Below are 20,184 nucleotides of genomic sequence, written 5' to 3'. Positions count from 1 at the left end.
AATCTCTCCTTTAGGATCGTTGCGTCGAGTCCATCGTATCATGAATGAAATAATCGTTCTTTCCGGCATGTTTGACACGATACATCGCTTGGTCAGCATGCTGAATCAGCGTGTCGAGATCGACGCCATGATTGGGTAAGTAACTGAGTCCGATGCTCGTTCGGATTTCAATGGTTTCTTCAGCGAACCGGTAAGGGTTGTCTTGCAAGTACGTCAACAGGTCTGCGGCATAAGTATGGAGCGTAGCGACAGACGGATGACGATAGAGTAAGAAGAATTCGTCGCCACCGACACGGGCAGCGAATCCATTCTGTTCCGCATGGTGTTCTAGTAGGCGAGCGATATGAATCAAGAAGGCGTCACCGATTTGATGTCCATACGTATCGTTGATGACTTTGAAACCATCGAGGTCGACGACGATGATCGCGATATGATCAAGTTCGAGTAACTCTTGCGCTGCACGTTCATAAAAGCTCCGGCGATTCGCAATCTTCGTCAACGGATCGTGGTAGGCGAAGAAACGAATCGTCTGCTCCGCTTCCTTGAAGGACTGGATATCACGAATCAACAGCATCCCGTGCAACTCTTGTTCGATGAAGACGAAATCGGCATCCATGACGACGTAGCGTTCTTGTTGTTGTGCTGTCAAAATCTTCGTCTCGAATTCATTGAACTTACGTTGCGATAAAAAGTGCGTCATATAATGCAGCGACCAATCGGCTTGTTTTTTATCCGGCAAGTAGGTCGAAAACGTACATGCCGTTAAGTCATCGGTCTCAAACAGCCGATGAGCGGCTGGGTTGGCACTCTCGATTCGTCCATCCCGGTCGAGCAGCAGGATTGCCGAAGGATTCAAATTGTAGAGCGTCGCGAAACGCTTCTGATAGGACGCGAGATAATCGAATCGGCGCATTGCGATTGCCAGTGCTCCTGCCCAGAACAAACCGCCATACATATAGGCATACGGTGGCATGATGCCGTAGAACGACCAGTAGCCGAAGACGATATCCCACGCGAGAACGAGAATCGCGAAACTGAGTAAGACATTGATAATGCCACGACGCGCATCTTTCAAGTGTGTCCGTGCGTACACGAGCAGACCGATGACGAGGAGATGGAAGATGTTCCCGATCGTCATCGTCACTAGATATTGTGTGTTGAATTCAGGATAGATGAACTGTCCGACCTGTGTGAATTGCTGACTGTTGATGACGTTCGTCTGGAATACGTATGTCGTCAGCACGACGCCCATCGGAAGATAGAAGATCCATGGGTACAGTAAACGTGGCATTCGTTTCCACAAATTCGAGACGCGAAAGATGAAGTGGAGCGATGTACTGAAGACGATCAGACCAGCATTTCCGAACCAGTAGGTCACGAATGCCGGACTAAAATCGATCGGGGAGGCATTCCGGAAAAATTCACCAAGGAACAACATCCCGTAAGCGAACGTGAATAAGCTAAGCAGTCGGTGTTGCGGACGTGATGGATTGCGTAAAAATATATCAATCGACATGTAGAACATGATGAAGGTCGGAATCAGATAGACGATCGTAAAAAGAAACAAGGATGGCATGGCGTTCCGCCCTTCTAGATAATTTTTAGGTAGATAGTCTCAGTATAGTGGGCAAAGATTGCTTAGGCGGATTGAAATTTCAAAAAAAGGGAAATCAGTCGAGATTTAATGTCAGTCGTCGTATTTTGGCGATCCCTTCGAGACCTGACGGATCATGATGTGTCTTATGGGCGACGAAATGTTCATCGGCTTCTGTCGTCCGGATCCGTAACGGACGTTCGTCACGGTGGACGACCTCGAAGATCACCTCAGCCAGAGCTTCTGCCGATTGGCGATCGGCATGTCGCGTCCGATACGTCTGCAAATAGGCCGTGATAATCGGTTTGAAGTCGTCTTCGTGTAAGCCGCCCGTCCGTTCGAGTTGATCGAGCACAGTTGCGGTAAAGTTCGTCTCGACGGCGGCTGGTTCAATCAGGGTGACGTCGATATTGAAGTACGGTTTATAGTAGGTCGCAAGACTTTCGAACAGCCCCTCGATCGCGAACTTACTGGCACAATACAGTTCATTCATCGGTTGACCGACGAGACCACTGACGCTTGAAGTCGCGAGTAAGTGACTACCGTCCGGTGCTTGTTTGAGTAAGGGGAGACAAGCTTCGATCGTTCGGATGACACCGAAGACGTTCGTTTCGAAGAGTTGCTTGATTTCATAACTCGTCGCTTGACCGAGTGCGCGCAGCAAACCATGACCGGCATTACAGAACACGACGTCGAGATGATCGACTTCTTGTTCAATTTGACGAACGGCTGCTTTCACGCTTGTTTCATCCGTCACATCGAGCGGCAAGAAGGTAAGCGTCAGTAATGACACGGTCATTTCGTCTGGGCTCCGGACACCAGCGTAGACGAACCATCCGGCGTCTGCGAATCGCCGCGCCGTCGCAAGACCGATACCAGAAGAAGCACCCGTGATCAACATCGTTTGCATATCTATTCCTCCGTTCTGAAAGTAGTTGTCTTCTATTATTTACCCGAATTACTGTTGAACTATTTGCATTAAAATTGCATATTGTAATGAAAAAACTTAATATAAAGAAAAAAGGAGGCAGGAATCGATGGGGCAAATCGAACGGTTGCAACAGATGCGGGAATGGATCAAGACGAGTCCTGAAATTTCGCTCGATCAATTGATGCAGGAGTATCAGATTTCACGGGATACTGCACGTCGTGACGTCATCGCCCTCGAACAAGAAGGGGAGATCATTCGCGTTAAGAATGGATTAGTCCGTGCTGGTGGAACACTTGCATATGAGCAACGGACAGAGAAACCGGAAAAACGGCGGATTGGGCAGCGTGCAGCGCGTCACGTCCAAGCGAACGATCGCTTATTGCTCGACGCTGCAACGACGGTATCTGAGATGGCACGAGCACTTCCGCCTTATCCACTACAAGTCATCACGAACTCCCTCGACATCGCAGACTATGTCGGAGCTCGCACGGATATTGAGCTGTACGTCACGGGAGGACGTTTCGACCGGCATGCGCGCAGCTTGAGTGGGATCAAGACGGCAGACGACATCCTGAATTATCAAGTCGATTGTGTGTTTCTTGGAGCATGTGGATTGACGGAAGAAGGACTTTTTGCGGAACAACTCGAAGAAGCGGTCGTAAAGAAAGCGATGATTCGAAGTGCGACCCGTGTCATCGTCCTCGCAGACCATACGAAATTCAATAAGCGTTTTTTGCATAAGATCTGTGACTGGGAGCAAATCGATGTGCTCGTCACCGATCAAGTACCAGATGCAACGTGGCAAGAACGACTAGATCATTATCATGTCGATCTCGACGTGACAGAGGAGGAAACAACATGAACCCGATTCAAACGACGCTCGTCGGATTCGGCTTTTCAGCGGTGACGTTCCACGTTCCGTTCTTACAGGCATTACCGGCATTTGAAGTGACGCAAGTCGTCTCAAGTCGACCGGAGCAGGTGGCACAACATTTCAGTAAGGCGACGGTCGTCGCGACACTTGCTGAAGCCTTACAGGATGAGAACACGGAGCTCGTCATCATCACGACACCAACGGCACTCCATTTCGAAATGGCAAAACAAGCGATTGAAGCAAAAAAGCACGTCTTACTCGAAAAGCCGGCTGTCGTAACGATCGAAGAAGCACTGGCGCTGCAAACGTTAGCGAAACAACACGGCGTTCAAGTCGCCGTCTATCAAAATCGTCGCTTTGACGGTGACTTCTTGACACTTGAACAATTGATGGAAATGAACGAGATCGGCGACTGGCAAGTCATCGAATCACGCTTTGATCGCTATCGCCCGGTCGTTCGGGAACGCTGGCGGGAACAAGCGGGAAGTGGCGCCGGCATCCTGTTTGATCTCGGCTCACACTTACTCGATCAAGCACTCGCTTTGTTCGGAGAACCGGATGCACTCACAGGCGACGTCTACCTGCAACGTGACGGTGCTGTCGTCGATGATGGTTTCCACATCACGCTGCATTACGGGACGCGTCGTGTCATTCTCCGTTCGACGTCCTTCATTCAAGGACCAACACCACGTTTCGAGTTTCATGCGACGCGCGGCAGTTACATTAAATACGGAATGGACCCACAAGAAGGACGGCTTGCGAAAGGTCATCCGGTGGACGAACAGCTCGGTGAAGATGAAGTAGATTCCTACGGTTACCTTCAAATCGCTGATCAGCCAGTCGAGCGTCTCGCGACACTTCCAGGCAGTTATGCGACGTTTTATGAACAGTTGGCGGAAGGACTTCGCGGGGGACGAGTACCTGTCGATTTACGCGACGCTGAAAAAACGATGCGTCTGATTGAAGCAGTGCGCATCAGCAGTGATGAAGGACGACGCCTCTTACGAAAGGAATGGGATGCATGGAAGAATTGAAGGTGTTGCTAGCGGAAGAGGACGAACTCGTCCTGACGTCATTGACGAACACGGAAGCGATCGGGATGGGACATGAATTGATCGGACGGGCGATGAAGGAGAACTTATCGATCGCCGTTGAAATCAAACGGAACGGGCAGCGTTTATATTACGCGGCGCTCGACGGTACGGCGCCGGATCAGGAAGAATGGATCCGCCGGAAATCGAACGTCGTCTTGCGGCATGGCTATAGCTCACTCTACATGCGCCGGTATAATGAGAGTAAACATCGCTCGTACCACTCGATGTATGCCGTTTCTCTGGCTGATTATGCCGATGCCGGCGGATCGTTCCCGATCCGGATCGAAGGAGTCGGTGTCGTTGGTACGATCACCGTTTCCGGTCTATCGCAGGAAGCGGATCATCGTCTCGCGACGGAAGCGTTGCGCTTACTTAAGAGACAACAGCTGGGGCAATAAGGTATTTATAAAACACAAGTGTTGATTCTCGTGCAAGACTTCGCTTTCCGCGGGCGGAAGGCGAGCCTCCTCGCCGCATTCGCGCCTACGGGGTCTCACCCATTCCGCTTTTCCCGCAGGAGTCTTCGTCTTGCACGTTCATCAACGGATCGTTCGACACGAAAAAACCGAAATGCTGAAGTGAATATACTTCAGCATTTCGGTTTTTTATATTCTATTTTGATAGATCATGAGAAACAGCAGGACTCACGTTGTTCACGCAACTCCTACAGGAAAAAGCGCAAGATTTTGCGCTGTCAGAGATAAACAAGACCCGGGTCGGCTGTCTGTGACAGTCGACCCGGGTCTTGTGTCTCGCCTGAGGAAAGCGCGTGAACGAATCGTGAGGACAATCGTTACGATGCCATCGAATCAGATGAAGCCGACACGTCTTTACGTGTGTTCCCGCGATAGACGAAGTAAAGCGCAGCAAGCATCGCAAGCAGACCGAGCAGACGTTTTCCGTCGAGCGGAACGACGACGCCACCGAACGCACCGATGTGGTCGATGACCATTCCTGCTGCGAGTTGACCGATGACGGTCGCGATACTAGCTGCCGTGACACCGATTTGCGGGACAGCAAGAATCGTCAGGAAGAGATAACTGACCCCAAACAAGACGGCACTGAGTTGCCAACGTGGTGCTTCAAGCAAGAGCAAGACGTTCCCTTGACCAAAGAACAAGATGGCGAGTGCGAGAATCAGCATTCCGGTGAAAAAAGTCAGGAACGTACTTTCGAGAGCCCCTGCCTTTTGACTGAAGGCACCGTTGATCGAGGACTGGGCGCTCAGCATCACGCCGCCGAGTAATGTAAAACCGAGTAATAGAATATTCACGAGCGAACCTCCTTAAAAGATGAGAAATAGAGCGACGAGCATCAAAGCAGAAGCCGTCAGCTTGTCACGATTGATCGGACGTTTCGGACTACCGAGCCAGCCGTAATGTTCGATGACCATGCTGGCGATCATCTGTCCGATGATGACACTGATCATGGCGAGACCGACACCGACGAGCGGGATGCTGATGATCAAGATCGTCAAGTAGATACTACCGAGTAGACCACCGAGCAAGGTCCATTTCGGTGCGCGAAATGTATAGCCGAGTGAACCTTTTCCGAAGAAGAGGACGATCAGCCCGATGATGATCGTACCGGCGAAGAAATTATAAAAGCTACTTTCAAGTTTTCCGACGAAGTTCCCGAGCTCACCATAGATGGCCCCTTCGACACTTAAAGCGATACCCGCAAGTAACGCGAGTACGTAATACACGATTTTCAACAGAATTCATCCTTTCACGAATCTAAATATCGAGAAATGTCGATATGTAAGGCAAGGAGAACGGATCAAAGTTCTCCTTTGAGGTACGCTGCGAGCTCCTGGATTTTTTCTTCATTTCGCCGGTAATACGTCCATTTGCCGTGACGTTCGGATTCGAGCAATCCGACTTTTTGCAACATCGCAAGATATTGGGAGACGGTCGATTGAGATAAGTTCGCCTTCTCTTGGATATCTCCGACGCAGATGCCTCCCTTGTCCGACAGATTCGTCGCGAGATGGGCCGTCGGCTTATTGAAATGAGTCTCGGGATCCTTGAGCCAGCGTAAGATATCAAGACGTACCTCGTTCGATAATGCCTTGAATAGATCCACTTGATTTGTCATACGCTTAAACTAATCGATGATTCTCGATATGTCAATCCAAGACACTTAAGGTTGGACGAATGCATGCTTTAAAAGTCGATGTGTCACCTTAGTTGCCGTATACGGCTCAAAACCAAATCGTTCATAAAATGTACTGGCATCGTCCGTATAGAGCCAGAGCTCGGAATACGTCAACAGCGCTTCTGGGATGATTTTCTCAAGCAGTTGCGTACCGACACCGTGATGTCGCATTTCCGGTAAGACATAGACATGACGAATCCGACCGACGTCAATCGCGTCGGTTTGTTTCATATAACCCCCGCACGCGATGACGTGACCGGAGAGCGACAAAACGACGAACATTGCTTCTCCGTCTTCTCGATACGTTTCATTTCGGCGTTCACGTAGCATCCGTTCGATGAAGGGATAGCCTTCCTGTGTACTCTTTGATAAGATTGGTAACCAGTTGAAGTCATCAAAATCGTTGACCCGTTCGATTGTCATCTCCATCTGTCATTCCTCCTTCTTCTCCCTTGGATATTCCTTTTTCGGGAGTAGGAAAAACACGAATCGAGAATCAATTCGAGCTTTTTTTAAATAGAGACTGGATTTTTAAAAGCCGTTTTGCGTATAATGAGAAGTAATGGATTGAACGCAAATGAAAGGAAGTGGCCGTCACAATGAGCCTCAGCCGTTTAAGTAAAGAAGAGATTACTGATCTTTCGCTGATCGAATTCGTCAACGAAATGTTGCAAGAAGCTGGCGAACAGCCAATCACGTTCGATGACATCACGTCAGAAATCGAAAAGTACCATACGTTTACAGATGAAGAAGACAAGTTCGAGAAACTTGCTCAACTCTATACAGACATGAACATCGATGGAAACTTCGTCAACGTCGGAGCGAACCGTTGGTCACTCCGCGCTTGGTATCCGTTCGATAAGTCGGATGAGGATCTCGTCATCGAAGCGCGTCAACGTGGAGAACTCGATGAGTTTGAAGAAGAGTTCAACTATGATGCAGAAGAAGATGAGTTCGAGACGATCGAAGACGATCTCGATACATTCGCGAAGACAGCGGACTATGATTCAGCTGACGACAGCGAAGACGATGATACGTTCAAAAAAGTCGCAGCCATCGATGATCTCGATGACGATCTCGACGAAGAAGACTTAGAAGACTTCGAAGAAGAAGAGGAAGTCTAAGCACGATCAACCACAACTGTACAGCTGCTATTTCCCTATAGAAATGGCAGTTTTTTCGTTGACGGCTGACGAACGAGCACGGAAATTTTTCTTTGAAAAATTAGGCTTGACGAAGTTTTCCGAATGACGTAAGTTAGTCATGGGCTTCTTTAAGCAACGTGCTTATTTCAGCAAAAGTGTCTCCTATTCCAATGGGGGCACTTTTGCTTTTTTGTTTTTACCACCTCTGTATTGTTGAGATGTGAATTAGAGAAGGGAGCAATATTTAACATGACAAAGTATATTTTCGTAACAGGTGGCGTCGTATCGTCACTCGGTAAAGGGATCACAGCTGCATCGCTCGCTCGTCTCTTGAAAAACCGTGGCCTCAATGTCACGATCCAAAAATTCGACCCGTACATCAACATCGACCCGGGTACGATGAGCCCGTATCAACACGGGGAAGTATTCGTCACGGATGATGGCGCGGAGACAGACCTTGACCTTGGTCACTACGAGCGTTTCATCGACATCAACTTGAGCCAGAACGCAAACGTCACGTCTGGACGTATCTACTCGACGATCCTCAAGAAGGAACGCCGTGGCGACTACAACGGTGGAACGGTCCAAGTCATTCCGCACATCACGAACGAAATCAAGGATCGCGTTTTCCGCGCTGGAAAAGAAACGGGCGCTGACGTCGTCATCACAGAGATTGGTGGAACAGTAGGGGATATCGAATCGCTTCCGTTCATCGAAGCCATTCGTCAGGTGAAAAACGATATCGGGAAAGAAAACGTCATGTACGTTCACTGTACGCTCGTTCCGTATCTTGCAGCAGCAGGTGAGCTCAAGACGAAACCGACACAACACAGTGTCAAAGAACTCCGTAGCTACGGTATTCAACCAGATATCATCGTCTTACGTGCGGAGCACCCAGTCCCACAAGAGATGAAAGATAAAATTGCTCTCTTCTGCGACACACGTCCGGAAGCAGTCATCGAAGCACAAGATGCATCGACACTCTATGAAGTACCACTCAACTTGCAACGCCAAGGTATGGACCAACTCGTCTGTGACTACTTCAAGTTCGATACACCAGCTGCTGACATGACGGCTTGGAAACAACTCGTTCACACAGTGACGCACCTCGAGAAGACGACGAAGATCGCACTCGTCGGGAAATACGTCGAATTGCGTGATGCGTACATTTCGGTCGCAGAAGCATTAAAACACGCTGGATTTGCCTTCAACAGTGACATCGAAATCGACTGGATCAACGCAGAAGACGTGACGCGTGAAAACGTCAACGAATTGCTTGGTTCGGCAGACGGAATCCTCGTTCCTGGTGGATTCGGCGAACGCGGTATCGAAGGGAAAATCGAAGCGACACGTTTCGCACGCGAGAACAACGTACCGTTCTTCGGTATCTGTCTCGGGATGCAACTCGCAACAGTTGAATTCGCACGTAACGTCCTCAACCTTGAAGGCGCACACTCAGCGGAAATCGACCCAGCGACACCATACCCGATCATCGACTTGTTGCCAGAACAAAAAGACATCGAGGACCTCGGTGGTACGCTCCGTCTCGGACTCTACCCATGTAAACTCGAAGACGGAACGAAAGCGCGTGCCGCGTATTCAAGCGAACTCGTCTACGAACGTCACCGTCACCGTTATGAGTTCGGTAACGAATTCCGTGAGCAATTCGAAGCAAACGGCATGGTCTTCTCAGGTACGAGCCCAGACGGTCGTCTCGTTGAGATCATCGAAATTCCAGAACACAAATGGTTCGTCGCGTGTCAGTTCCACCCAGAATTGATCTCACGTCCAGAACGCCCACAAGCACTCTTCCATGACTTCATCCAAGCATCACTTGGTGAATAAGAAAGATAATTAAAGACGCGGTAACCTTCAGCATCATAGAAGGTCACCGCGTCTTTTTTGATTGGTTAGATTAAGAACTGCATATTATAGAAGAAAAACGTCAATCCCACTCTTCCGTCATCTCTTGGAGTTGCGTCAAGATATGCGTCAAGAGGAACGCACAAAGGGCAAGACTCGGTAGTCCGTGGCGTGAACCGTCCTCTGCCGGAAGCAATCCTTTATTGAACTTCAATGCAAGCGGAGCAATCGAACGCTCGAGCGTTTCCGTCACGTCACTGAGTGTGACAATCGCATAAGGCGTATGCCATGCGTCGTAACGGGCAAGAGAAGCGAGGAGATCCGAACGTTCCGTATCCGGCGTGAAGATTAAGACACGATCGACAGCGTGCAAGGTCTTTCGATCCTTGATCTTCGTAACGCGTTTCATCTGGTCTGGTCCTTCTGAGAGCATCGGATAGAGTCCTTCACATTCGCCGTAAGCGTCGACGTAGACCGTGCCTTCTCCGACGAGCGCTTGTGCGAGTAGACGGACGACATCGAATAGTTCGTCTTCCTGTTTTGCGAGCGTTTGCAATTTTCCGTTGAATTGTGTAGCTAAGATTTTCATCATTTTTCTTCATCCTTTCTATGTTTCTCTCAAGGACAGTATAAAGCAAGTTTTGCTTTAGTGTAGAATGGAAATAACTAGAGGGGGAGTGGCAGAGATGAAAGGCAGATTGTTGATCGTCGAGGATGAGCCGGGAATCCGGAATTTGCTTGCGCAATTGTTCCGGGCAGAAGGGTATGAAACGGACGTCGCCGTCGATGGAGAGGAAGCGATCGTCTACTTACAGGAAAAAGCGTACGATCTATTGTTGATGGATGTCAACATGCCGGGGCGGACTGGGATCGAAGTGTTGCGTCATCAGGACCGGATCGGACGACGTGTCCGGACGATTTTAATGACGGCACTCGGTGAAAAAGAAGCGATGGAAGAAGCGAAACGATTAGGGGTTGTCGCCTTCTTCGGAAAGCCATTTGACATCTTTGAATTAAAAAAAGAAGTGACTGTGCAAATTTCTCACGATGTAAGCGGTTAATCTTTCACGTCGCCGTCACAAACCAAAAAACCGAGCGAAATGCTGTACGTTCCGATGAATCAGTATGTTATAATCAGTCTGAAATTGCACGAGTTCGTGTAAGCAGCGATCAAAACAGAGGAGGATGTCATTATGCCATTAGTATCTATGACAGACATGTTAAACAAAGCTCTCGAAGGTAAGTATGCAGTAGGTCAATTCAACATCAACAACCTCGAGTGGACACAAGCGATTCTCGGTGCGGCTCAAGAAGAGCAGTCACCAGTCATCCTTGGAGTATCTGAAGGTGCAGCACGCCACATGGGCGGATTCTACACTGTCGTGAAAATGGTTGAAGGTCTTGTACACGACATGAAAATCACAGTTCCAGTTGCAATCCACCTCGACCACGGTTCGAGCGTTGAGAAATGTAAAGAAGCGATCGACGCTGGATTTACATCTGTCATGATCGATGATTCGCACAGCCCGATCGACACAAACATCGAAACAACAAAAGCAGTTGTTGAATACGCTCACTCTAAAGGCGTTTCAGTAGAAGCGGAAGTTGGCACAGTTGGCGGACAAGAAGACGACGTCATCGGTGATGTCATGTACGCGAAACTTGACGAGTGTGTACGCATCGTCAAAGAAACTGGAATCGACACGCTTGCTCCTGCACTCGGTTCTGTTCACGGACCATACAAAGGTGAACCAAACCTCGGATTCAAAGAGATGGAAGAAATCCGTGATGCGACAAACCTCCCACTCGTTCTTCACGGTGGAACTGGAATTCCGACACACGATATCGAAAAAGCGATCTCACTCGGAACTTCAAAAATCAACGTTAACACAGAGAACCAAATCTCATTCGCGAAAGTCGTTCGTGAAGTGTTAGCTGAGAAACCAGAAGCATATGACCCACGCGTATTCATCGCACCAGGTCGTGAAGCAATCAAACAAACTGTCATCGGTAAGATGCGTGAGTTCGGTTCAAGCAACAAAGCTTAATCGACTCCTCTTTAAAGTGCGGTAGACTTCGGTCTACCGTGCTTTTTTCATATCATGTGAACATGTATTCAATGGAAAACAGTAGGACTTCTCGTGAAAAAAACCTATAATAGAGTCGTAAGCGATTTCAAGGGATGAAAGGGGAACGAGAAAGATGAGATTTTTCATTGACACAGCAAACGTAGAAGACATCAAGAAAGCACATAAAATGGGGATTTTAGATGGTGTCACGACGAATCCGTCGCTCGTCGCTAAGGAAGGCGTCGATTTCCATACACGACTTCGTGAAATCTGTGAAATCGTCGGGGACGTCTCTGTTAGCGCTGAAGTCATCGCGCTTGATGCAGAAGGAATGATTCGTGAAGGGAAGGAACTTGCCCAAATTGCACCGAACATTACGGTTAAGGTTCCAATGACTCCGGCCGGACTCGAAGCAGTCGCAGCCCTTTCAAAAGAGAAGATCACGACGAACGTCACATTGATCTTCAATCCGAACCAAGCGTTACTCGCAGCCCGTGCTGGTGCGACATACGTATCACCATTCCTCGGTCGTCTAGATGACATCGGCCAAGATGGAATGGGGCTCGTCGAGACGATTGCTCAAATTTTCGTCGTACATGATATTCCGACACAGATCATCGCGGCATCGGTCCGGAACCCGGTTCACGTCACGAACGCTGCTCTTGCGGGCGCAGACATCGCGACGATTCCGTTCTCGGTCATCGAGTCACTCACACACCACCCACTCACGACGCAAGGGATCGAAAAGTTCCTCGCGGACTGGGAAAAAACGCAGCAATAATCGTAGCGAAGAGAAAGGTTGATGGAACGTGGACATTTTGCATATCGTAGGGCAACAACGCCTAGAAGGAACCGTATCAATCAGTGGTTCGAAGCAAAGCGCCATCCCGTGTCTTGCTGCAGCCCTCCTGACGGATCAAACGGTCGTTCTTGAAGGCGTGCCGGAGATTGGCGACGTCGCGACGATGATCGAGATTTTGGAGACGCTCGGCGCGGTCGTGACACGTCAAGGCGATATGGTGACGATTGATCCAAGCCGGGTCGAATCGATGCCGTTGACTGGTGCGGAGACGCGCAAGTTACGCGGATCGATCTACCTCATGAGCGTTCTGGCAGCCAGATTCAAACAAGGAGTCGTCGGTCTTCCTGGAGGTTATGCCATCGGACCACGACCGATCGATTTACACATCAAAGCACTAGAGCGTCTAGGTGTTTCTGTACGTAACGAGCAAGGCGTCCATTACATGCGCGTCGATCGTCTCGTCGGTAACCGAATTTACCTCGATCTCCCGTCTTTCGGAGCGACGATCAGTGCCTTACTCGTCGCTGTCTTCGCTGAAGGAACGACTGTCATCGAAAACGCCGCCTACGACCCGGAAGTCATCGACGTCAGTACGATGTTGACGAACATGGGGGCAAGCGTCAAAGGGGCAGGAACGGACGAGATTCGAATCAAGGGCGTATCGCAACTAAGTGGTTGCCGGCATACCTTGATTCCGGACCGAATGGAGGCAGGAACGTTCTTGACGATGGGGGCGGCACTTGGACGCGTCACCGTCGATAACGTCATTCCGCTTCATCTCGAGAGCGTCATCCAAAAACTCGAGCGGTACGGTGCGTTGATCGAAGCAACGGATGATTCCGTCACGGCGACGTTTCAGGAGACGAAGCCGGTCGATATTCGTGTCTTCCACTACGGTGGATTCCCGAGCGACTTACAGCCTGTCATCTCGGCAGCGTTGCTGCAAGCAAAAGGAGCGAGTATCGTCGTCGATAAGTTGTATCCGCAGCGTTTCCGGCATGTGCAGGAGTTACGACGCTTGAATGCTCGAATCACGCATGAAGACGCCTCAATCATCATTCGTGGTGGCGAATCCTTACTTGGTACGGAAATCGAGGCACCGGACCCACGCGGTGGCGCAGCACTTGTCTTGGCGGGACTTCTCGCTTCAGGGGAGACGACGCTGCACCATGCAGAAGTGCTTGACCAGAGTTACGAACGATTTGATCAGAAGTTGAAGGAACTTGGCGCCCTCGTATGGCGTGAAACGATTTGACCGATTTGTAACAAGGGAGAGGGGACATACACATGGAGAGAAGTCTATCAATGGAACTGGTACGCGTCACGGAGGCAGCAGCACTCGCCTCTGCACGCTGGATGGGAAAAGGATTGAAGAATGAAGCGGATGATGCGGCAACAAGCGCGATGCGTGATGTCTTCGATACGATTCCGATGAAAGGAACCGTCGTCATCGGGGAAGGCGAGATGGATGAAGCACCGATGCTTTACATTGGAGAAAAGCTAGGAAATGGGTATGGACCACGACTCGACGTCGCCGTCGATCCGCTGGAAGGAACGAACATCGTCGCAAAAGGAACATGGGGCGCACTTGCTGTTCTCGCGGTCGCGGATGCAGGAGATTTACTTCATGCACCGGACATGTACATGGATAAGATCGCAGTCGGCCCGGAAGCGGCAGGACACATCAGTCTGGATGCGACGATCGAAGAAAACATCGCAGCCGTAGCGAAGGCGAAGAACAAAGAAATCGAAGACGTCGTCGTCTCGATTCTGGATCGCGAACGTCATGAAGAAATCATTCAACGGATTCGGGCAACAGGGGCGCGGATTCGCTTGATCGGTGACGGTGACGTCGCTGCTGCGATCAACACGGCGTTCCCGCATACGGGGATTGATATCCTGCTCGGTTCAGGTGGTGCACCGGAAGGCGTTCTTGCTGCCGTTGCCTTGAAATGCCTCGGTGGTGAGCTCCAAGGACGCTTGTTACCAGCAGACGATGCCGAGGTCGAGCGTTGCAAGAAGATGGGCATTGAAGATCCATCGAAGATCCTTATGATGGATGATCTCGTTTCAGGAGACGATTGTATCTTTGCTGCGACAGGCGTCACGGACAGTGAGTTGATGAAAGGTGTTCAGTTCACGGCACAAGGCGGTCAGACACACTCTGTCGTCATGCGTGCAAAATCCGGAACGGTGCGTTTCGTCGAAGGTATTCACTCGTTCAAGAAAAAACCGAAGCTTGTCATTAAGTAAAATAGGACGACTCCTCAAAAAGGACGTCTGAATCCACACAAAAAGAGTTGGTGTTGCGGATAATTTCCGGAAGGCCAACTCTTTTTTGATGATGTTTAAAACTGATAACGTTCATATCCTCACTTTACTCAGGCGGGAGGTAAGCCGCGACATCTCGCAACTTATGCGAAATGTCGGGTCTTACCTTACCCTGACGGAAACGTTGAACTCGTTTCCTTTTCCTGTAGGAGTTGAGGATGAACGTCATAAATATTGAAATAATGAACATTATAACTATCACCGTGGACGCTGAACTTCTCCTGCTTGTCGGGTGACGTACCGACGCGGTAGAAAACGCGTCGAAAAGATATACCAGGCATTCCCGAAGCCAGGAACGATGAACGTTTTCCCCTTCATATAGCCGCGGTAGGCGATGCGCGCAACCGTCGGAGCATCCATGACACCAGGTCGCAAGAACAAGCGTGACTGTTCGAGATTTGCTGCTGATTCGAAACCGGTATGGGTCGCGCCTGGACAGACAACGCTGACTTGAATCCCGTCTTGTGCGAGTTCTTCCTTCAAGCCTTCCGAGAAATGAAGGACATAGGCTTTTGTCGCGTAGTAGACACTCAGCCATGGACCACCTTCAAACGCAGCCGTTGATGCGAGATGGACGATACGTCCTTTGATTCCCTGTGCTTTCATGCGAGAGGCATAGACCTTCGTTACGTGTGTTAATGCTTCGATATTCAAGGCAATCATCCGGGACTCGTCTTCGAACGAGGTCTCAAGGAAAGAACCAAAGACGCCGATCCCGGCGTTGTTGATGACGCAGTCGACCGGAATCTGTTCCGTTGCCCGAAATAGTGCGAGACGATGCGTCGGCTGCGTTAAGTCATACGGAAAGACGGTTGCCGTTCCCCCGAGTCGCTCGACATGGAACTTCGTTTCGAAGAGTGCTGTCGCATCGCGTCCGACGAGCAAGACGTGATCCCCTTGCTTGGCATGCAGATAAGCAAATTCACGACCAAGACCTCTTGAAGCACCTGTGATTAAGACATGCATCCGATTTCCTCCTCCTGTAATCGATTCGATGAAAAAAAGCGATCGAGCCAATGCTCAACCGCTTTGAGATGATGAATTATAGGTAAGATCCTGCGCCGACAAGGCGTGAACCCCAGTACCCTGATTTGAAGCTTGAGTATTTAACGCCACCTGTTTCTGAGTTGACCATGCTTGACTTGCTTGTTGCGATCCCAACGTGTTGAATGCCGCTACCGTGTGAGAAGAAGACAAGATCTCCTGGCTGTACTTTAGAAACGCTGACTTTCTTAGAAGAAGAATATTGTGAAGAAGACGTACGTGGTAATGTTTTACCAGCCGCTTTCTTGTAGACGTAGCTTGTGAAACCAGAGCAGTCGAATCCACGAGTCGTCGTTCCGCCCCATACATATGGTGTACCTTTATGTTTTGCTGCTTCGCTTAGGATTTTAGTCCGTTTAGAAGATGTGCTCGTTGTTTTTTTAGCGCTTGAAGATGATTTGTATGTCTTTGTGTACTGTGAGTAGACATAGCGTGTTTTACCGCCGTATGAGATTTTTGTCCAGCTGCCTGACTTGCCTTTATATGTAAAGACTTGACCAGCGTTGACTTTCCCGACGATGCTTGCTTTCGTAGAAGGTGCTGTCCGAACACGAAGACCGTTGTCCGTGATCTTGACTTTCGTGACTGTTGCTGCTTCAACTTTACCTGTACCCACTGATGTAAAACCTGAAACCACTAAGGCTGCTGTCGCGATCGATGCTAGAAAACGTTTCATGTTAAGAATTCCTCCGTTTAATGTAGTGTGTTGCGTCCGTAAGTTATATGATGAAATCATTAAGTGTTTGGTTAAGCAGTGAACCTTACAACTGTGTAAGAATTTTGTCTGCAGGAATATCTTAGCATGCGCACACTTGAAAACGTTTTTTCAGTTAGAAGACAAAATAGATGTTTTTGTAACATAACTGAAATAATATCCTTGAATATTACAAAGTAAGAAACGCAAAGGATTGTTGACGACGAATTCAAAAAAATATGATACCTTTAGTTCACGAATAAAATTACATACCTCCTGATGTATGTATGGAAGTATGCTGAATGCAGTTGAATTTATAAAGAATAGGTGAAGAACATGCCAACAACTGATAAAAAAGATAAACCAGAACGTTCCTATACACTGGCTCAATTGAGCCAACTGACATTAAAAGAACTTTATGAAATCGCAAAGACGAAAAATGTCCCACAATACCGGGAAGCCCGTAAACGCGAGTTGATGTTCAAGATTTTAAAAGCACAGGCTGAATCGACTGGTCTTTATTTCCTCGAAGGGGTACTCGAAGTCATCCCTGGCAATCCACAAATGCAAAACGATGGTGGCTTTGGCTTCCTTCGTCCTATCAATTATTCCCAATCCTCTGAAGATATTTATATCGCAGCATCTCAAATCCGACGCTTTAATCTACGTAATGGTGATGTCGTCACAGGTAAAGTCCGTCCACCGAAGGAAAACGAACGGTTCCAAGGGTTACTTAGCGTGGAAGCCGTTAACGGTGAAGCACCGGATACTGCCCGTAACCGGTTATTTTTCCCGGCACTGACACCAATTTATCCGGACCGATTGATGCGACTTGAGACAGAACCACGCCATCTATCCGTTCGTGTCATGGATATGATTGCACCGGTTGGATTTGGTCAACGTGGTTTGATCGTCGCACCGCCAAAAGCAGGGAAGACGTCACTCCTTAAAGAAATCGCAAACTCGATTCAGGAGAATCATTCGGATGTCGAACTAATCATTCTCTTGATTGATGAGCGACCTGAGGAAGTAACGGACATTGAGCGTTCGGTTCCAGGAGCAGACGTCGTCAGCTCGACGTTTGACGAAACACCGGACAACCACGTCCGAATTTCTGAACTGGTCCTCGAGCGGGCGATGCGGCTTGTCGAACACAAGAAGGATGTCGTCATCTTGATGGATTCGATCACGCGTCTAACACGGGCCTATAACTTAACGGTACCGCAAAGTGGTCGGACGCTCTCGGGCGGAATTGATCCGGCTGCGTTCCATAAGCCAAAACGGTTCTTTGGTGCAGCGCGAAACATCGAACACGGTGGTAGTTTGACGATTCTTGCGACAGCACTCGTCGAGACAGGATCGCGCATGGATGACGTCATCTATGAGGAATTCAAAGGAACTGGCAACATGGAACTGCATCTCGATCGTAAGTTGTCAGAGCGTCGAATCTTCCCAGCGATCGACATTCGGAAGTCCGGTACACGGAAGGAAGAACTGTTGCTTCCGAAAGAGCAGCTTGATGCGCTTTGGGCGATTCGCCGGACGATGAACGAGTCGAACGAGTTCGTCGATACGTTCCTGCGTAAGATTCGTGATACGAAAAATAATGAAGAATTTTTCGTCGTACTTGAGAAAGAACAGAAGAAGGCGGTCCGACGCGCGCCAGCTAAACCACGTACCGTCAAGAAGGAAACGACGACAGAAAAATAACTATTGCGACGCATAAAAAAATCGTTTAGTATAGGAAGGTAACTTACTCTGGCTCAGCAAATGAACCAGGGCGGAAGGAGAGAAATCAACCATGAAACAAGGAATTCACCCTAACTACAACAAAGTAGTATTTATGGATTCAACGACTGAGTACAAATTCTTAAGCGGTTCTACTCGTTCTTCGAACGAAACGATCACTTGGGAAGATGGTAACGAGTACCCACTCATCCGTGTGGATGTGTCTTCAGACTCGCACCCATTCTACACAGGTCGTCAAAAGTTCAACGCGGCAGATGGTCGTGTCGATCGCTTCAACAAAAAATACGGCCGCAAGTAATTACTTGTTGGTTCTTAAAAAACAGCCTGCCTCCATTACGGAAGCAGGCTGTTTTTGTATAGACTGAATTGTGAACGATAAGTGAGATACGTCTTCAAGACGAACGAGAAGGCGATTCCGCCAGCAATCCCGATTAAATAGGGCATGACTTCCGGATGTGCCAAGACATAGTCCATGACTTTATGGAACGAGAGATGGCGGCCGACGAAGTAACCGGCACCTAAGAACACGCTGATCCAAATCAAGGCACCTGTATACGCATAACTCGCAAAAACGCGAAACGGCATTTTTGAGACGCCTGCAAAAAAGGCAGAGAGTTGGCGGAGACCAGGTATGTAGTAACCGATGATCAAGACCGATTTTCCGTAACGACGAAAACCGGCTTCAGCGGAAAGAATATGTTTTTCTGAGATACGCATTTTCGGTCCAACGCGGTGTAGTAGTGGCATACCGAGTTTTAATCCGAGTAAATAGCTGATCGTCATCCCGATGCAACTGCCGGCGTAAGCGGCGAGAATCGTACCGACGAGTGGTAGATTGCCTTGATGCATCCAAAATCCGGACAAAACGAGCAGGGTCTCATCAGGAACCGGCAATCCCACGATACCACCTGCGAGAAGGACGGAGAGACCAAGGGCACCATATTGGTGCAGGATGTCATGTAAGAGATGATGAATCGGGGACACCTTCTTTCGTGAGAATCTTCTTCTTCAGTGTACAGGAAATAGGGGGCAGTTGGAATGAAAGGACAAAAATTCTAGGGAAAGAAAAAATGAATTTTGATTTCCGGAAGTCAACCCTTTTTCTCGATACCGTTTCGGGCTATACTCGTTAAAGTGACTATTTTTAGAGGACGGTGTCGGACGATGATGCATGTAATAAATCAGTACGGCTGGATCGAAGTAATTTGTGGCAGTATGTTTTCCGGGAAATCGGAAGAGTTGATTCGTCGTGTCAGACGGGCGCAGTACGGCAAACTGCCCGTGCAAGTATTCAAGCCGGCAATCGACGACCGGTACCATGAAGAGCATGTCGTCTCTCACGTTGGCAACTCTGTCGTAGCGATTCCGATGGCGACGAGTCGTGATCTCTACGCGGCAGTAGCAGAAGAAACACAAATCGTTGGCATTGATGAAGTTCAATTCTTTGATGATGAGATCGTACAAGTCATCGAAGCACTCGCACAAGACGGAAAACGCGTCATTTGTGCAGGCCTTGATCAAGATTTCCGGGCAGAGCCATTCGGGAAAATGCCTGAATTACTGGCGCGTGCAGAATTCGTGACGAAGCTACAAGCCATCTGTCTTTCATGTGGGGATCCGGCTTCCCGGACACAACGTTTGATTGACGGGAAACCAGCGAACTACGATGATCCGATCATCCTAGTCGGAGCGTCGGAATCGTATGAGCCACGTTGCCGTCATTGCCATGAGGTACCTGGAAAACCGAAGCCGCTCCAATCGGTGCAGCACCAAGAAAATTAAAAAAAGACGTACCGATGATGGTCATCCTTTGATGTAGCAGCTATTTGCTTCCATA

Annotated in this window: 23 protein-coding genes; 13 read left to right on the top strand and 10 right to left on the bottom strand. The window is 49.0% G+C overall.

The window, feature by feature from the left end; translation table 11 throughout:
- Positions 1 to 10 precede the first annotated feature (10 nt).
- Together KNQ12_RS07375 and KNQ12_RS07370 are read right to left on the bottom strand one after the other, a co-directional pair.
- The gene (locus tag KNQ12_RS07375; RefSeq protein ID WP_214747179.1) at positions 11 to 1,576 is read right to left on the bottom strand and encodes a sensor domain-containing diguanylate cyclase; all 1,566 of its coding nucleotides are present in this window, start codon (positions 1,574 to 1,576) and stop codon (positions 11 to 13) included.
- A 94-nt stretch (positions 1,577 to 1,670) separates the two neighbouring features.
- Complete coding sequence (locus KNQ12_RS07370; protein ID WP_214747176.1) at positions 1,671 to 2,504, bottom strand: SDR family oxidoreductase; 834 nt, start codon at positions 2,502 to 2,504, stop codon at positions 1,671 to 1,673.
- 127 nt (positions 2,505 to 2,631) lie between these two features.
- Between KNQ12_RS07370 and KNQ12_RS07365 the strand changes: the two genes are divergently transcribed.
- Genes KNQ12_RS07365 through KNQ12_RS07355 form a run of 3 tightly spaced genes read left to right on the top strand, consistent with a single transcriptional unit; the run spans position 2,632 to position 4,891 of the window.
- The gene (locus tag KNQ12_RS07365) at positions 2,632 to 3,387 is read left to right on the top strand and encodes a DeoR/GlpR family DNA-binding transcription regulator (protein ID WP_214747173.1); all 756 of its coding nucleotides are present in this window, start codon (positions 2,632 to 2,634) and stop codon (positions 3,385 to 3,387) included.
- Positions 3,384 to 4,433: a Gfo/Idh/MocA family oxidoreductase gene (locus KNQ12_RS07360; RefSeq protein WP_035395766.1), complete on the top strand. Its 1,050-nt coding sequence runs from the start codon at positions 3,384 to 3,386 to the stop codon at positions 4,431 to 4,433. The genes KNQ12_RS07365 and KNQ12_RS07360 overlap by 4 nt, the downstream gene beginning before the upstream one ends.
- Positions 4,421 to 4,891, top strand: a complete 471-nt coding sequence (locus tag KNQ12_RS07355; protein WP_214747170.1) for a heme-degrading domain-containing protein — start codon at positions 4,421 to 4,423, stop codon at positions 4,889 to 4,891. The genes KNQ12_RS07360 and KNQ12_RS07355 overlap by 13 nt, the downstream gene beginning before the upstream one ends.
- Before the next feature lie 395 nt (positions 4,892 to 5,286).
- Here the strand turns inward: KNQ12_RS07355 and KNQ12_RS07350 are convergent, their stop codons facing one another.
- The 4 genes from KNQ12_RS07350 to KNQ12_RS07335 form a co-directional block, all read right to left on the bottom strand.
- Positions 5,287 to 5,766 (bottom strand): DMT family transporter, encoded by a 480-nt coding sequence (locus KNQ12_RS07350; RefSeq protein WP_035395771.1) that lies wholly within the window; start codon positions 5,764 to 5,766, stop codon positions 5,287 to 5,289.
- 12 nt (positions 5,767 to 5,778) lie between these two features.
- Positions 5,779 to 6,207: a DMT family transporter gene (locus KNQ12_RS07345; protein WP_023469565.1), complete on the bottom strand. Its 429-nt coding sequence runs from the start codon at positions 6,205 to 6,207 to the stop codon at positions 5,779 to 5,781.
- Positions 6,208 to 6,272: 65 nt separating this feature from the next.
- Positions 6,273 to 6,590, bottom strand: coding sequence for an ArsR/SmtB family transcription factor (locus KNQ12_RS07340; RefSeq protein WP_023469564.1), 318 nt, complete (start codon positions 6,588 to 6,590; stop codon positions 6,273 to 6,275).
- Positions 6,591 to 6,635: 45 nt separating this feature from the next.
- On the bottom strand, positions 6,636 to 7,079 hold the full coding sequence (locus KNQ12_RS07335) for a GNAT family N-acetyltransferase (protein ID WP_023469563.1): 444 nt from the start codon (positions 7,077 to 7,079) through the stop codon (positions 6,636 to 6,638).
- 170 nt (positions 7,080 to 7,249) lie between these two features.
- Here KNQ12_RS07335 and rpoE point away from each other — a divergent pair, with 170 nt between their 5' ends.
- Positions 7,250 to 7,774, top strand: a complete 525-nt coding sequence (gene rpoE, locus KNQ12_RS07330; protein WP_023469562.1) for a DNA-directed RNA polymerase subunit delta — start codon at positions 7,250 to 7,252, stop codon at positions 7,772 to 7,774.
- A 270-nt stretch (positions 7,775 to 8,044) separates the two neighbouring features.
- Positions 8,045 to 9,640 carry a CTP synthase gene (locus KNQ12_RS07325; protein WP_023469561.1) on the top strand — a complete coding sequence of 532 codons (1,596 nt, stop codon included), beginning with the start codon at positions 8,045 to 8,047 and terminating at the stop codon, positions 9,638 to 9,640.
- A 100-nt stretch (positions 9,641 to 9,740) separates the two neighbouring features.
- On the opposite strand, the gene KNQ12_RS07320 is transcribed toward KNQ12_RS07325, so the two are convergent.
- Positions 9,741 to 10,250, bottom strand: a complete 510-nt coding sequence (locus KNQ12_RS07320) for a DUF2529 family protein (RefSeq protein ID WP_035395788.1) — start codon at positions 10,248 to 10,250, stop codon at positions 9,741 to 9,743.
- A gap of 94 nt (positions 10,251 to 10,344) precedes the next feature.
- Between KNQ12_RS07320 and KNQ12_RS07315 the strand changes: the two genes are divergently transcribed.
- From KNQ12_RS07315 to glpX, 5 genes are all read left to right on the top strand, one after another.
- Positions 10,345 to 10,719 carry a response regulator gene (locus KNQ12_RS07315; protein ID WP_023469554.1) on the top strand — a complete coding sequence of 125 codons (375 nt, stop codon included), beginning with the start codon at positions 10,345 to 10,347 and terminating at the stop codon, positions 10,717 to 10,719.
- 132 nt (positions 10,720 to 10,851) lie between these two features.
- Positions 10,852 to 11,706 carry a class II fructose-1,6-bisphosphate aldolase gene (gene fba, locus KNQ12_RS07310; protein WP_023469553.1) on the top strand — a complete coding sequence of 285 codons (855 nt, stop codon included), beginning with the start codon at positions 10,852 to 10,854 and terminating at the stop codon, positions 11,704 to 11,706.
- 154 nt (positions 11,707 to 11,860) lie between these two features.
- Positions 11,861 to 12,508, top strand: coding sequence for a fructose-6-phosphate aldolase (gene fsa / locus KNQ12_RS07305; RefSeq protein ID WP_023469552.1), 648 nt, complete (start codon positions 11,861 to 11,863; stop codon positions 12,506 to 12,508).
- 28 nt (positions 12,509 to 12,536) lie between these two features.
- A complete protein-coding gene (murA, locus tag KNQ12_RS07300; protein WP_023469551.1) occupies positions 12,537 to 13,784 on the top strand; it encodes a UDP-N-acetylglucosamine 1-carboxyvinyltransferase in 1,248 nt (415 codons plus the stop codon).
- Between the two features lie 32 nt (positions 13,785 to 13,816).
- Positions 13,817 to 14,782: a class II fructose-bisphosphatase gene (gene glpX / locus KNQ12_RS07295; protein ID WP_035395794.1), complete on the top strand. Its 966-nt coding sequence runs from the start codon at positions 13,817 to 13,819 to the stop codon at positions 14,780 to 14,782.
- Positions 14,783 to 15,058: 276 nt separating this feature from the next.
- Here the strand turns inward: glpX and KNQ12_RS07290 are convergent, their stop codons facing one another.
- Entirely contained in the window at positions 15,059 to 15,826 is a 768-nt protein-coding gene (locus KNQ12_RS07290; RefSeq protein WP_214747167.1) for an SDR family NAD(P)-dependent oxidoreductase, read from the bottom strand.
- 76 nt (positions 15,827 to 15,902) lie between these two features.
- Positions 15,903 to 16,580: a C40 family peptidase gene (locus KNQ12_RS07285; RefSeq protein ID WP_087681534.1), complete on the bottom strand. Its 678-nt coding sequence runs from the start codon at positions 16,578 to 16,580 to the stop codon at positions 15,903 to 15,905.
- Positions 16,581 to 16,934: 354 nt separating this feature from the next.
- On the opposite strand from KNQ12_RS07285, the gene rho reads away from it, so the two are divergent.
- Positions 16,935 to 18,308 (top strand): transcription termination factor Rho, encoded by a 1,374-nt coding sequence (rho, locus tag KNQ12_RS07280; protein ID WP_035395797.1) that lies wholly within the window; start codon positions 16,935 to 16,937, stop codon positions 18,306 to 18,308.
- Positions 18,309 to 18,399: 91 nt separating this feature from the next.
- Entirely contained in the window at positions 18,400 to 18,645 is a 246-nt protein-coding gene (locus tag KNQ12_RS07275) for a type B 50S ribosomal protein L31 (protein WP_023469546.1), read from the top strand.
- 35 nt (positions 18,646 to 18,680) lie between these two features.
- Here the strand turns inward: KNQ12_RS07275 and KNQ12_RS07270 are convergent, their stop codons facing one another.
- Positions 18,681 to 19,331 carry a DedA family protein gene (locus KNQ12_RS07270; RefSeq protein ID WP_023469545.1) on the bottom strand — a complete coding sequence of 217 codons (651 nt, stop codon included), beginning with the start codon at positions 19,329 to 19,331 and terminating at the stop codon, positions 18,681 to 18,683.
- 183 nt (positions 19,332 to 19,514) lie between these two features.
- Here KNQ12_RS07270 and KNQ12_RS07265 point away from each other — a divergent pair, with 183 nt between their 5' ends.
- On the top strand, positions 19,515 to 20,129 hold the full coding sequence (locus tag KNQ12_RS07265; protein WP_041255579.1) for a thymidine kinase: 615 nt from the start codon (positions 19,515 to 19,517) through the stop codon (positions 20,127 to 20,129).
- Positions 20,130 to 20,184 lie beyond the last annotated feature (55 nt).

The organism is Exiguobacterium sp. s11, assembly GCF_018619015.1.
GTDB lineage: Bacteria > Bacillota > Bacilli > Exiguobacteriales > Exiguobacteriaceae > Exiguobacterium_A > Exiguobacterium_A indicum.
The sequence above is the reverse complement of the archived record's forward strand: the minus strand, read 5'-3'. Positions and strand labels throughout refer to the sequence as shown.